Raw genomic sequence first — 13,289 nt, 5'->3', positions numbered from 1 at the left:
GCCTCCCGGCTCCTTTTTTCTATAAAAGTAAACTGGCATCGCCATAGCTGAAAAAACGATAACGATGCGCAATAGCAATCTGATACAGTTTCATTGCTTGCTCATAACCAATAAAAGCAGCAACTAACATTAATAATGTTGATTCAGGCAAATGAAAATTGGTAATCAACCCATCGCAAATCTGAAATTGGTATCCGGGATAAATAAAAATGTTCGTATCTCGACTACAAGGTTCAAGTTTACCTTGTTGTGCTGCACTTTCCAGACTACGAAGAGCCGTTGTTCCTACGGCAATCACCCGGTTTCCAGCAGCATGCGTCGCGTTTACTGCAGCACACAATGGTTCGCTGACTGTAAAAAATTCGCTATGCATTTTATGGTCTTTAATATCCTCACAGCGCAAAGGACGAAAGGTACCAGCCCCTACATGCAACGTCGAATAAGCAATGTTTATCCCTTTTTGTTGTATAGCGGCCAGCAATGATTCATCGAAATGCAAGCCCGCCGTGGGAGCAGCAACGGATCCTTTATATCGAGCATAAACCGTCTGATATCGGCTTGCATCCAATGACTCATCAGAACGCTGAATGTATGGCGGCAAAGGAATATGTCCGATTTCCTCAAGCATAACCGCCACATTGCCGCTGGCCTTGCACTGAAACAAATCATCATCGCGGCCTATAATTTCAATCGACCATCCTTGATCTAAAAAAATCCTGCTGCCAGGTTTGGGCGCCTTGCTGGCTTTGATATGGGCCCAAAAACAATCATCGTTAGTGAGACGCTCTATCAGGCATTCGACTTTTCCGCCACTGGATTTATGGCCGTATAATCTTGCCGGAATCACTTTGCTGTCATTCATCACTAACAAATCTCCCGGTTCAAGAAAATCAGCCAGCGATTTAAATTGATGATGTTCATGACATTCTGATTGACGTGAATAAGTCAACAGTCGTGAGTCGCTACGATTGCTCAGGGGATATTGAGCAATCAATTCCGGAGGCAATTCAAAATTAAAATCTTGTCTTTTCATTTTACAAAATACTTATTACTTATTACCCTAAGGTGGTCATTTTGTTACTCATGGTTCTAATTTTAACAAGAATGGAGAAAATATTCATGAATTGCTTACTAAAAACCTTCGCTGCTGCCGCTTTAAGTCTTACGACAATGGCTGTTTTTGCCGTTCCAAGCCAATTGAAAACCCATAATGATACCGATTTTCAATCCAATGCTTATGTGGGACCAAGCCTTGACATCGCCTCACCTCATCCCACCAAAGCACATAGTACCAATAGTGTTTTCTGGGGTGTTGTACAAGTGATATGCGGGAAAAGAACCGGAACATGCAACGCCTTAATCAAAATGAAAACAGATACGGCGAGCCCTGTCACCATAGGACAAGTCACGTTAAATCTTGATACAGGCGATATTACGCCAAAATCACTGACAGCCAATGGCTTTACCATCACGGTTATTGGACCTGGTGAAACCAGAATCACTCAAGATTGATGTTGCCGTACTCATAGCAATCCAATTAGACCTTATTATCGCTGCTTCTGTTTTCAGAAGCAGCGGGTTGCAATTATTTTGTAGGGATAGGGGCCTGCTCTTTATCAATGGTCCATACGGCTTGTATGCCTACTAAATCAGCATGCGGTTTGCCGCTTGCAGTCACGTTATAAGCAGACGTCGTACCAAGCGGCTCCGTCTTGTTAACGGTAGTATCACCACTAGCAAATAAATGCGTGTACCCAACATCAAACCCTAAAGCAGGACGCATCTGATAATGTGCACCAATGGATAAGGCCCAACGATCGGCATCCGGCAGACGCATATCACGCTCCGCATCCACCGTTGGTGTCTGATCATAACCACCACCCACCCGCAACATCCATTGTTCATTAACACGATAATTAGCGCCCACGGCAAAACGCCAGGCATCGCGATAATTTTGCGCGGATGTTGACGTAACAACAACCGGACCAACAAGCGGGGTAGCAGCGGCAACATTATTTAATTGAATGGTTTTAAAAACATTCCAGCCAGTGTAAACGATGGAACCTAATACTGCCAGGCGTTCATTGACATCTTGGTAAGCGCTTAGCGTTACAATCTCAGGAAATTGAATGTCATTACTGTATAAATTATCAGTGCGGAAAGTTGCTGCGGCATCCTGGAACAATGGAACATCAGCCAGAGGTCCTGTTAAGACACTATAACCATCAAAAGTATGATTCATGCGCGACTGATAATTAAGCCCAACCCGGGTATGCTGGTCATTAAACATGGCAAGGACACCAGCATGGAAACCCACCCCGAATGAATGGCCTTTATTATAACTTGATGAGTCCCACATCGTCGGTGGAGCACCAAAGACCTGTAATAAAGTCGGTGCGCCCAGCATGCGATTGAATTTTACTTGCGCCCATTGCAAATCAAGCCCCGCACCAATTGCGAGATTGTCCGTCAACTTGCCGGCCAGCTCTGGGGAAACCGTCACTGAAAGAAGTTCGGTAAACGTGGCTGCATAACGCACTTGGGAAGAATTTGAATACTCGGTAGACAATCCAAACGGTGAAACAATGCTTAATCCAAACGCTGCGCGGTCCGCTAACGGTAAGGCATAGTGAAATGCAGGAACAAACGCGTCTTTAGAAGCTTGTAAATTGCTAAATGGCTGCGTATAGCTAGGAAGACCTATGGTGGTAAATGTGCTGCTGCCAGACAATTTTGTGCTGGGAAAAACACCTACGCCACTCAACAGTGCCTGTTGCTTACCCAGAAAGACAAGACCAGCTGGATTATACCAACCCGTTGACGCGTCTGCGACTTCCGCGGCAATACCTGCCGCATAATTTCCAACCGCGGTGGTACTTCCTTCAGTATACAGGGAAAATGCCCCTGCATTGACGATGTTGTTTGCCAGCATGGCTCCAATTGCCACACTTATGGCCGTTCGTACTGGTGTTTGCATTCTTTTCACTCCATACTCCTTAGCTAATTCCAATCATTGCAGAAATTGATGATAAATGAATGCATTCCATTTTCAAACCATTAACAAGAAAATAAGTAACTTCCCGATATGGGGGTAAGAAAAGAGAGGGTACTTATATAACCGCTGGTCAAACCTTAGAATTCAAAACTTCGAAGATTACATGGGAGCATTATACTTGAACGTAGATGAAGGGATTTTAGATGTTTTCTAGTCAGTCCAGGTCGCTTCTAGCTTTTCAGGAGCGACCTAAATGAATGAATCACGCATCAAAATGTCTATTGTACGGTCACATATCGCCCATTTTGAATACGATAAGCTACACCGTTACGATATACGACCCCTTTTTGACGATAGATCATCACATCTTCATCAGAAGCCACCGTACCAGCTAAGCCACCAACACCAGCGCCTACTCCAGCTCCAATCGCGGCCCCAGCTGGGTTAAAACCGCTAGCAATAAAACCAATACCAGCTCCGGCCGCTGTTCCTGAAGCTGTACCAACTGCTTGGGTTCGTGTACCACATCCTGTAATTGTGACTGATAGAGAACCAACGACTAAAAGGGCTAAAATAATCTTATTCATAGTTTTTCCTCCTTGAAAAAATATTCAGGTTAATTGTAGCACATTATGAATAATAATAACTCAAAACTCTGGACTAAACCGAGAGCTTTTAGGAAATAGGCGGTTTAAATACCTATGCCTTATGTTCGTTTGGTTTTGCTTCCGGGATTGCCGTCGGATATCAAACGGCAATGCGTAATCAAAAATTAATTTTTTCTCTAACGCTCCCCACCTGCAGCACCTTGCGTCGTGCCTTCTTGTGTTTCAGCACCTTCTTTTGTTTCAGTGCTTTTTGTTGGCGCTGGAGTTGTAACTTGTGGAGTTTCCACTTGAATTTTTGTTTCAGAAGTTGTCGTAGATGGTATTACCGAAGCCGGTGGAAGGCGTGTTCCGCCAAATGTATAAAATAATACGAGCGCCGCTACCAACACAATAATGACGATCGCAACAATGGCAACGATGTTACTTGAGCTATTGTTTGCCATAATGAACTCCTTGTATTTGCAATAATCCTTTGTTTAAGTATAGCAATAACAATAATCTTGATTTTTTATTTGTTATTTTATCTTCCAGTATGACCAGGATATGATATTTAAGAGCTTGTAACTGTCCCTTCTCCATGCTAATGTGCCTTATTTTTGCACGGATTTATCATGCAACAAGTCGTCACTAAGTTTGGAGGCACCAGCGTCTCTTCTCGAGAAACTTGGGAACATATTGCGGCAATTACCCAAAAACATCTCGACAGCGGGGTCCAACCGGTTATTGTGTGTTCAGCATTATCGCAAGCATCCAATAAACTGGAAAAAATGATCGAAACCGCCTTGTTGAATGAACATCATCATATTGAAGCAAATGTTCGTGAGGAATATATTCAGCTTGCCAAGGCCCTGGAAGTTTCGCCTGAACTGCTCGGTAATGAACTGCAACAACTCAATCAATGGTTGACCGGGATTGCTTTGCTAAAAGAAGCGCCCGCAAAAACTCGAGCCCAGATATTAAGTTTGGGAGAATTAATGATGACTCGATTAGGCCATGCCTTTCTACAACAAAAAGGAATCCACTGCCTTTGGTTTGATGTTCGTGAAGCCTTAATAACCACCCCTGTACCAGGGGGCGATGCCATAAACTATCTTGCTGCCCGCTGCACCAGTGAATCCAATCACCAATTGCAAGAAAAGCTGGTTAAAAGTGGAGCGCAAGCCATCATTACTCAAGGATTCATTGCGGCTAATCCACGCGGTGAAACAGTTCTGCTGGGAAGAGGCGGCTCTGACACCTCTGGGGCTTTGCTTGCCGCCATTCTTCAGGCCAAGGTTTGTGAAATTTGGACGGATGTCCCTGGTATTTACACGGCAAATCCTCATCAATTACCGCATGCGCGTTTGTTAAAACAACTTAACTACGATGAAGCCCAGGAAATTGCTTCCATGGGAGCCAAAGTGTTGCATCCCAACTGCCTACCACCGGTACGACGCGCAGGTATTCCCATGGTGGTAAAATACACCCGTATGCCTGAGCATTCAGGCACCTGGATTTCTCAAGATAGCGACGAACACGCACCGCCTATTAAATCCATTCAAGTCAAACACAGCATTACCCTTATTTCTATTGATACATTAAACATGTGGCAGCAAGTTGGCTTTCTTGCTGACGTATTCACCACATTTAAACAACATGGTTTTTCTGTGGATTTACTGTCCTCCTCTGAGTTTAATGTCACTTTATCCTTGGATATCAGCGCAAAATTACGAGACCGCAGCGCTCTGGAAGCCTTAATTGCAGATTTAAATCGTTTTGGCCGTGCCAAAATCATTGAATCCTGTAGCGCAGTGAGTCTTGTTGGTCACCACATTCGCACGGTACTTCCTCAGTTAGGACCAACCTTGGAAGTGTTTGAAGCCCAGCAAATTTATCTCATGTCGCTTGCATCCAATGATCTTAATCTGACCTTTGTCGTTGACGAATCCCAAGCTGATAAACTGTGCCAAAAGCTCCATGCATTGCTCATTGAAAATAATCCGCAAAGTTTTTATTATTCCAAGAGCTGGCAAGAAGAATTCGGCACGCCAGAAAAACATCAAACACCCTGGTGGGAAAGTGCGCGTGACAAATTGCTTGACCTTGGCAGTCAACACTCTCCATGTTATGTCTACCATCTTGAAACGGTGGCAAAAAAAGCGGATGAATTATTACAACTGCAATCCATTGATACCCTGTTTTATGCCATTAAAGCCAACCCTCACCCCGCCCTGCTGACAACGCTTTTGCAAAAAGATATTGGTTTTGAATGCGTTTCTATCCATGAGTTACAGCATGTCTTATCGCTTTTTCCCAATATTGATAAAAATCGCTTATTGTTTACCCCCAATTTTTCGCCCAAAGAAGAATACGAATACGCCATAGCATGCGGCTGCTATGTGACAGTAGACAATTTGTATCCCTTACAACACTGGCCTGAACTCTTCCAAAATAAGTCTATTTTATTACGCATCGACCCCGGCTGTGGTGCAGGCCATCATAAATACGTCTGCACGGGCGGAAATGAATCAAAATTCGGCATTCCAAGAGATAATCTTAAGGAACTCGCTGAACTGGTTAATCAGCATCATATTCATGTTATTGGCCTGCACGCACACTCAGGCAGCGGCATTTTATCCTGCGAGGTATGGCAGCAAACGGCATTAATGCTGGCTGCTTCGGCCTCCCACTTCCCTACCGTGAAATTCATTAACTTAGGTGGGGGATTAGGGATTGTTGAAAAACCAGGGCAACAACCGCTTGATTTGAGCAGTCTGGATGCCACCCTGTCTGCCGTGAAATCTCGCTACCCCCATTTGTCATTCTGGCTCGAGCCTGGACGATTTTTTGTCGCCGAAAGTGGCGTCATTCTTGCAAAAGTAACGCAATGCAAAGACAAAGGCAAAGTTCGATTTATTGGCATAGAAACGGGGATGAATTCCTTGTTAAGACCAGCGCTATACGGTTCTTATCATGAGATTGTGAATTTAAGCCGCATGATGGACAATAAAACAAGTTTTGCCCATGTAGTAGGCCCCATCTGTGAATCAGGAGACACGCTTGGGCACGATCGGTTGCTGCCAGATACTAGAGAAAATGACTTAATGTTAATTGCCAATGCAGGAGCCTACGGTCATTGCATGAGTTCCTCTTATAATCTCAGGCCACCTGCAAATGAAATCGTTCTGGACGGACATGATGCAATCGAGCGACCATGAGCAACGGAGACAGGCCACTGATCCAACACGCTCTTTCATCGTTCAGGCACCAGCAGGGTCAGGAAAAACAGAACTTCTGACCCAACGGTATTTAAGATTACTAGCTACCATTGAAGCCCCTGAACAAATCATCGCACTCACGTTCACTCGTAAAGCCGCGAACGAAATGCGTGAGCGTATCCTGAAAGCGCTGCACAGAGCGGCTCAAAGTGAACCTTCATTATCCCCTCATCAACGCCAAACGTCTGTCTACGCGACAGAAGCCTTGGCTAGAGATCAACGATACAACTGGCAATTGCTGTCTCACCCTACTCGCTTACAGATTTTTACGATAGATTCACTATGTCAAAGAATCAGCCATGCTATTCCATTGCAAGAACAGCAAATTCCTTATGCCAAAATCAGTGATAACCCATCCAGACATTATAAGGCTGCGGCGCACGCCTGCCTCGAATACGCCATCCAGCATGAGCATTATCATCACCCCTTGCAAGTCTTGTTGCGTCACATGGACAATCGTCAAGATAACTTATTGCTTTTATTCAGCAAATTACTATCAACCAGAGATCAATGGTTAGAACCAATACATCAAGCCAAAACTCAAAATAAACAAGTTTTCGAGCAAGCATTATCCTGGATTGAACATCATGAAATCAGTCGATTTTGTCAGAGTATCCCACAAGACTGCTTGGAAGAATTAATCATGCTAGCTCGACAAATAGCATGTCTTGAGGCAAATCCGGAATCAGTCCGTTATCCTTTAAAAAATTGGAATCATATTAAAGAATTGGATCGTGTACTTATTAAGAGTTTGGCCGCCTTATTACTAACGAAAGACCATTCATTACGTAAATCGTTTGATCATCATGTTGGTTTAAAGCGAGGAGTTTGCAATGAGAAAGACTATAAACAGTTAAAAGAAGCCAGTAAACAACTTCTGTATAAACTGGACGCCTCTCCTGATTTCCTTGACCACTTGGTAAGAGTGAAAGATTTACCGTCCCCTCATTATGATCCACAGCAATGGGAAGTGCTGCAAGCTTTATTTACGCTGCTGCCTCTATTAGCAGCACACTTGCAGTTAACATTCAGTGAATGCAATGAGGTTGATTTTACCGCAATTTCCCAGCAAGCCATACAAGCCTTAGGCCATGATGAAGCCCCAACAGATTTGGCGCTTTATCTTGATCAGCAGATCCATCATTTACTGATTGATGAATTTCAAGATACGTCCATTCAACAATTTCAATTGTTGGAACGGCTCGTGCAAGGATGGCAAGAGGATGATGGCAAAACGTTGTTTGTTGTCGGTGATCCAATGCAATCAATATACCGCTTCCGTTCAGCGGAAGTTGGGCTATTTTTACGTGCTCGACAACAAGGCATTGGTCCAGTCCGCCTCATACCCCTGGAATTGACCTGCAATTTTCGCTCCACAGAGCTGATTGTCAACTGGATTAATCAGCAATTCAGTACCATCTTTCCTAACATCGATGACATTGAATCGGGGGCAATATCTTTTCACTGGTCGAAAAACATGCATAGTACCGGCAACGCCAGCATTATCAAACCATTCCAAGCCAATAGCACGCAGGAAGAAGCCCAAGCCATCGTTGAACTTGTCGCCCATGAACTACAAGCTCATCCCCAAGAGGATATTGCCATCCTGGTACGTTCACGTACCCAGTTGCGTGAAATCATCCGCTTATTGCGAAAACATCAGATTTCTTTCCAGGGAATGGACATTGATCTGTTAGCCAATTTACCGCATTTGCGAGATGTGTGGTCGTTAACGCAAGCCTTACTCATGCCCGCCAATCGACTCGCGTGGCTCTCCATGCTTCGCAGCCCATGGTGTGGCTTATCATTAGCCGATGTGCATTGCATTGCCAATTTTGCGCAAAAAAAATCCATTTATTTTGCCCTGTCTCAATTAGAACACATTCATGGACTCAGTGAAGAAGGACTCATTCGTGGCCAGTTTTTCTATGAAGTCATGCATGAAACTCTGAAAACTCGCCATCAACAATCACTTGCAGATTGGATAATGAATACATTAAGGGCACTACATCTTGAGCAAGTGCTAAGTACCCATGAACAAGATGATTTAGAACCATTTTGGCTTTTACTGGAACAGTTCGAAGAAGATGGCCAAATTACTGATATGGAACAGTTTGAAACGGAGTTAAACAAACTCTATTCTCAACGAGTTACCCCATCCCGGTTACATATTATGACCATTCATAAATCCAAAGGATTAGAATTTGATTGTGTCATTCTTCCTGGCTTAAGTGCTCGTTCGGCTATATCAGACAAACCATTGCTGCGTTGGCTTAAATTACCGACTCAGCAAGGTAGCCTATTACTCATTTCGCCAATGAAAGCAGCGCACGAGGAACATTGTTTACTGTATGATTATCTAACGAGACTGGAAGAAGATAAAAATCATTATGAGATGCAACGGCTTTTATACGTGGCCGTGACCCGAGCTAAAAAACGTCTTTACCTGTTTGATAAAAATGACAAAGGCAGTCAAGGTACATTGCGAAGTTTATTACAAAACCTGACGTTTCATCCCATCGAATCAACGTCCTATGAAATGAATCAAGGAAAGGACCAATCAATCGCTAAAACACCAGAACTTTATCATCTTCCTCTAACATTCTATCAACATTCTTCTTCATACCTTGCTCAATCCGCTAATCAGTTATCTTTTCCCCTCCACCACCACTCACGTCTGGTTGGAATTGTGACTCATGAATTACTCCAGTGGATTTGTGATCATCACCCCGCCACCATCGCTGACATTCCCTGGCACATGGTGAGTCATCAATTTAAAGTCTTAGGCTTAACGGGCCAGCCTCTTATGACAGCACAATCTCAAATACAAACGCAAATAAAGCAATTATTTTCAGATCCGGTCGGCCACTGGTTAATCAGCAAACATAAAGCAGAACATAATGAATTGGAATTATTACACCAACAATATTCAGACGTCACAACCAAAATTATAGACAGGACTTTCATCGAACACGGGATACGTTGGGTTATTGATTTTAAAACCGGGCAAGAAGAAGAATACACAGAACACCAACATCGCCAACAAGTTCAACATTACGCTCATCTCCTGGCTCATCTCTACCCCGAACCCATTCATTGCGGATTATATTATTTGGCAAATTCTCATTGGATTACATGGAACTATGAAGACGGTTTACTCTAAATCCTCGAAAAATCTGGCAGTACAAGGTATGATGCGCGCATGGCAATCACTGAAAAAAACCTATGACTCTGGAAAATACTGTTGTTAACCTGTTAAACCATACCACAGAATCTTTCTTAGAAATGAGACTGCAGGATCTCCCTATACAACCACGTATTTCCTTGGAAGACATGCAACTCAACCTGCAGTTGTGCACCGGTTTCCCCAGTGCTTTCTTACAAGAAACCCTTATTCCTTCTTTAATATCAACCCTTAAACAGGCATTCCCCGCCTATCAAATTCATATCATCCTCAAAGACGTTATCAAAGGCCATCGTACTCAACTGCCAGGCAAAGCACTGCGTGGCGTGAAAAATACCATTGCAATTGCCTCTGGAAAAGGTGGGGTGGGAAAATCTACCGTTGCTGTTAACTTGGCGGTCGCTCTTGCACGCGCTGGGGCTCGTGTTGGGCTTCTTGATGCCGATATTTATGGACCCAGCATCCCGCTCATGTTAGGTAAAGTCGCTCCGGTGGAAATCCGTGATGATCATTATCTGCCAGTTCGTGCTCATGGGGTACAAGCCATGTCCATCGGTTACCTCACTGAAGACGAACCAGCATTAATCTGGCGTGGTCCAATGCTTGCCAAATCACTGATCCAAATGCTGGACATCACCAGCTGGGATGAGCTGGATTATTTGTTTATTGACTTACCCCCAGGCACAGGTGATATCCAATTAAGCCTGGTGCAAAAAATCCCATTAACTGGCGCCGTGATTGTCACGACGCCACAAAGCGTCGCTACCCTTGATGCGCAAAAAGCATTAAAAATGTTTGCCAGAACCAACATTGATGTCTTGGGAATTATCGAAAATATGTCTTTACATCGTTGCAGTCACTGCGGTCATCAGGAAAGCATTTTTGGTCATGGCGGTGCTCAGCAACTCTGCGAAAACTACCATTGTAAATTGCTTGGTCAACTTCCTTTACACAGCCGAATTCGACAAGAGTGTGATCAAGGGATTCCTACTACGGCTAATACTCAAGATGAATTGGCAAGGCCATTTATTAAAGCAGCCTTACAAACAGCGATTGAAGTTGCCCGTAAACCATTAAATTACGCCGATAAATTCCCGCCGATTATTATTGAATAAGCCATATACTCAATATTTGTCATTGCGTTAACGAAGCAATCCAGATCGATGCTCTTAGGCCACATCGATCTGGATTTGCTTCACATTGTTCGCAAGGACGACCGTTTAATGAGACAGCCTCATTGATCTTTTAACCTGCCTGTAACGTTCCCTCTTTTTCATGTTAAACTTAAGCCATATTTTTTGATTGAGTGTTGCCAACATGACTGAACATTATACTGCCGAAGCCATTGAAGTATTAAGCGGTCTTGAGCCAGTACAACGCCGTCCCGGAATGTATACCGACACCACTCGTCCAAACCATCTGGCACAGGAAGTCATTGATAATAGCGTCGACGAAGTGCTTGCAGGATTTGCCAGCCATATCCTTGTTACCCTCCATGAAGATGGTTCCGTAGAAGTTGAAGACGATGGCCGCGGCATGCCAGTGGATATTCATCCCCAATTAGGGTTAAGCGGGGTTGAAGTTATCATGACCCGTCTGCATGCCGGAGGTAAATTTTCCAATAAAACATACCGTTTTTCTGGCGGCTTGCACGGTGTTGGCGTTTCCGTCGTCAATGCCTTGTCAGAGCGACTTGAAGTCAAAATTAAACGTAACGGCATTGTCTACAGCATGTCATTTATCAATGGAGAAAAAGAAACGGAATTGAATGAAATCGGCATTACCAAAAAGCGAGATACTGGAACCATCATTCGCTTTTGGCCAAATGCCAGTTATTTTGATACCACTCGCCTCTCCATCAAGCAATTGACCCATGCTCTGCGGGCTAAAGCAGTGCTTTGCCCTGGTTTATCCATGACTTTTATTAATAAAGCCACCGCCGAAAAAATGCATTGGTGTTATGAACAAGGACTAAGTGACTACCTTTGCCAATCACTGACTTCCGAATTCCTCCCACAAGAACCTTTCAGCGGGGATTACCATAGTGAAGAAGCCATCATAGATTGGGCGCTGGTTTGGTCGTCCTCCTCAGAAAACCGTGTTACTGAAAGTTATGTGAATCTAATTCCTACCATTCAAGGCGGCACGCATGTTAATGGATTGCGCTCAGGGCTTTTTGACGCTCTGGCTTCTTTTTGTGAATTACGTAATCTTTTGCCACGTGGTGTTAAATTGACTGCAGAAGATCTTTGGGAACCATGCCAATATGTACTATCGGTTAAAATGAATGATCCCCAATTTGCTGGCCAAACCAAGGAACGACTTAGTTCTCGTCAAACGGCAGGCTTGGTTAGCAACGTCATTAAAGACGCTTTCGCGCTCTGGTTGAATCAACATCGAACCGCCGGTGAAATGATTGCCACTCTTGCCATCGAACGCGCTCAAAAAAGACTGCGTCAGGCAAAACAGGTCGCCCGTAAACGCGTCCACCAGGGACCTGCCTTACCAGGAAAACTGGCGGATTGCCTACAGCAAGATTTAAATCAGGCCGAACTATTTTTAGTGGAAGGAGATTCAGCCGGAGGTTCAGCCAAACAGGCACGCAATAAAGAATTTCAAGCCATTTTACCCTTGCGAGGTAAAATTCTTAATGCGTGGGAAGTAGATTCCTCACAGATACTGGCGTCTCAGGAAATACATGATATTTCGGTCGCCATTGGCATTGATCCAGGCAGTGATGATCTTGAAGGGTTACGGTATGGCAAATTATGCATCCTTGCGGATGCTGATTCAGACGGCGCTCATATTGCCACCTTATTGTGCGCCCTTTTTCTTCGACATTTCAAACCGCTGGTTAAAGCCGGCCATGTGTTCGTTGCCATGCCGCCGCTTTACCGGATAGATGCCGGCAAAGCGGTGTACTATGCCTTGGATGATGAAGAAAAGGAAAATATCCTCACCGAGCTTTCCAAAAATCAAAAAGTCAAAATCAATGTACAGCGTTTCAAGGGATTAGGTGAAATGAATCCTATGCAATTACGTGAAACCACAATGGATCCGAATACCCGAAGATTAGTACAGCTGACTCTTGACGATGAGCCGACAACCATGGCGATGATGGATATGATGCTTGCCAAAAAACGAGCAAGCGATCGCAAGATATGGCTTGAAAGCAAAGGAAATCTGGCTGAAGTATCGTAATATTGAGGCTTTTAGCCCTACATGGCTAGATTCTGAAGACAGGT

The 13,289-nt window shown here is 44.0% G+C and carries 9 protein-coding genes; 5 read left to right on the top strand and 4 right to left on the bottom strand.

Features of this window, described 5'->3' with window-relative positions; genetic code table 11:
- Positions 1-19: 19 nt before the first annotated feature.
- Entirely contained in the window at positions 20-1,033 is a 1,014-nt protein-coding gene (gene queA / locus LOA_RS04710) for a tRNA preQ1(34) S-adenosylmethionine ribosyltransferase-isomerase QueA (RefSeq protein ID WP_025385355.1), read from the bottom strand.
- 86 nt (positions 1,034-1,119) lie between these two features.
- On the opposite strand from queA, the gene LOA_RS04705 reads away from it, so the two are divergent.
- Positions 1,120-1,512 carry a hypothetical protein gene (locus tag LOA_RS04705; protein ID WP_025385354.1) on the top strand — a complete coding sequence of 131 codons (393 nt, stop codon included), beginning with the start codon at positions 1,120-1,122 and terminating at the stop codon, positions 1,510-1,512.
- 73 nt (positions 1,513-1,585) lie between these two features.
- Here LOA_RS04705 and LOA_RS04700 read toward each other — a convergent pair whose 3' ends face one another.
- The 3 genes from LOA_RS04700 to LOA_RS04690 all read right to left on the bottom strand — a co-directional run bounded on the left by LOA_RS04700 (position 1,586) and on the right by LOA_RS04690 (position 4,046).
- Positions 1,586-2,986 (bottom strand): OmpP1/FadL family transporter, encoded by a 1,401-nt coding sequence (locus LOA_RS04700; RefSeq protein ID WP_025385353.1) that lies wholly within the window; start codon positions 2,984-2,986, stop codon positions 1,586-1,588.
- Between the two features lie 287 nt (positions 2,987-3,273).
- Positions 3,274-3,582, bottom strand: a complete 309-nt coding sequence (locus LOA_RS04695; protein ID WP_025385352.1) for a glycine zipper domain-containing protein — start codon at positions 3,580-3,582, stop codon at positions 3,274-3,276.
- 197 nt (positions 3,583-3,779) lie between these two features.
- Positions 3,780-4,046, bottom strand: a complete 267-nt coding sequence (locus tag LOA_RS04690; RefSeq protein ID WP_025385351.1) for a hypothetical protein — start codon at positions 4,044-4,046, stop codon at positions 3,780-3,782.
- Positions 4,047-4,214: 168 nt separating this feature from the next.
- On the opposite strand from LOA_RS04690, the gene LOA_RS04685 reads away from it, so the two are divergent.
- From LOA_RS04685 to parE, 4 genes are all read left to right on the top strand, one after another.
- Positions 4,215-6,800 carry a bifunctional aspartate kinase/diaminopimelate decarboxylase gene (locus LOA_RS04685; RefSeq protein WP_025385350.1) on the top strand — a complete coding sequence of 862 codons (2,586 nt, stop codon included), beginning with the start codon at positions 4,215-4,217 and terminating at the stop codon, positions 6,798-6,800.
- The gene (locus LOA_RS04680; protein ID WP_025385349.1) at positions 6,781-10,023 is read left to right on the top strand and encodes a UvrD-helicase domain-containing protein; all 3,243 of its coding nucleotides are present in this window, start codon (positions 6,781-6,783) and stop codon (positions 10,021-10,023) included. The genes LOA_RS04685 and LOA_RS04680 overlap by 20 nt, the downstream gene beginning before the upstream one ends.
- Before the next feature lie 62 nt (positions 10,024-10,085).
- Entirely contained in the window at positions 10,086-11,159 is a 1,074-nt protein-coding gene (gene apbC, locus LOA_RS04675) for an iron-sulfur cluster carrier protein ApbC (RefSeq protein WP_025385348.1), read from the top strand.
- 202 nt (positions 11,160-11,361) lie between these two features.
- A complete protein-coding gene (gene parE / locus LOA_RS04670) occupies positions 11,362-13,245 on the top strand; it encodes a DNA topoisomerase IV subunit B (protein ID WP_025385347.1) in 1,884 nt (627 codons plus the stop codon).
- Positions 13,246-13,289: the final 44 nt, after the last annotated feature.

This window comes from Legionella oakridgensis ATCC 33761 = DSM 21215, assembly GCF_000512355.1.
In the GTDB taxonomy this organism is placed as follows: domain Bacteria; phylum Pseudomonadota; class Gammaproteobacteria; order Legionellales; family Legionellaceae; genus Legionella_A; species Legionella_A oakridgensis.
The sequence above is the reverse complement of the archived record's forward strand: the minus strand, read 5'-3'. Positions and strand labels throughout refer to the sequence as shown.

Bases quoted from the DNA above. Each gene is read 5' to 3' on its own strand.
- LOA_RS04695 (WP_025385352.1), bottom strand. From the start codon at position 3,582: ATGAATAAGATTATTTTAGCCCTTTTAGTCGTTGGTTCTCTATCAGTC.
- LOA_RS04690 (WP_025385351.1), bottom strand. From the start codon at position 4,046: ATGGCAAACAATAGCTCAAGTAACATCGTTGCCATTGTTGCGATCGTC.
- LOA_RS04685 (WP_025385350.1), top strand. From the start codon at position 4,215: ATGCAACAAGTCGTCACTAAGTTTGGAGGCACCAGCGTCTCTTCTCGA.
- parE (WP_025385347.1), top strand. From the start codon at position 11,362: ATGACTGAACATTATACTGCCGAAGCCATTGAAGTATTAAGCGGTCTT.
- LOA_RS04705 (WP_025385354.1), top strand. From the start codon at position 1,120: ATGAATTGCTTACTAAAAACCTTCGCTGCTGCCGCTTTAAGTCTTACG.
- queA (WP_025385355.1), bottom strand. From the start codon at position 1,033: ATGAAAAGACAAGATTTTAATTTTGAATTGCCTCCGGAATTGATTGCT.
- apbC (WP_025385348.1), top strand. From the start codon at position 10,086: ATGACTCTGGAAAATACTGTTGTTAACCTGTTAAACCATACCACAGAA.
- LOA_RS04680 (WP_025385349.1), top strand. From the start codon at position 6,781: ATGCAATCGAGCGACCATGAGCAACGGAGACAGGCCACTGATCCAACA.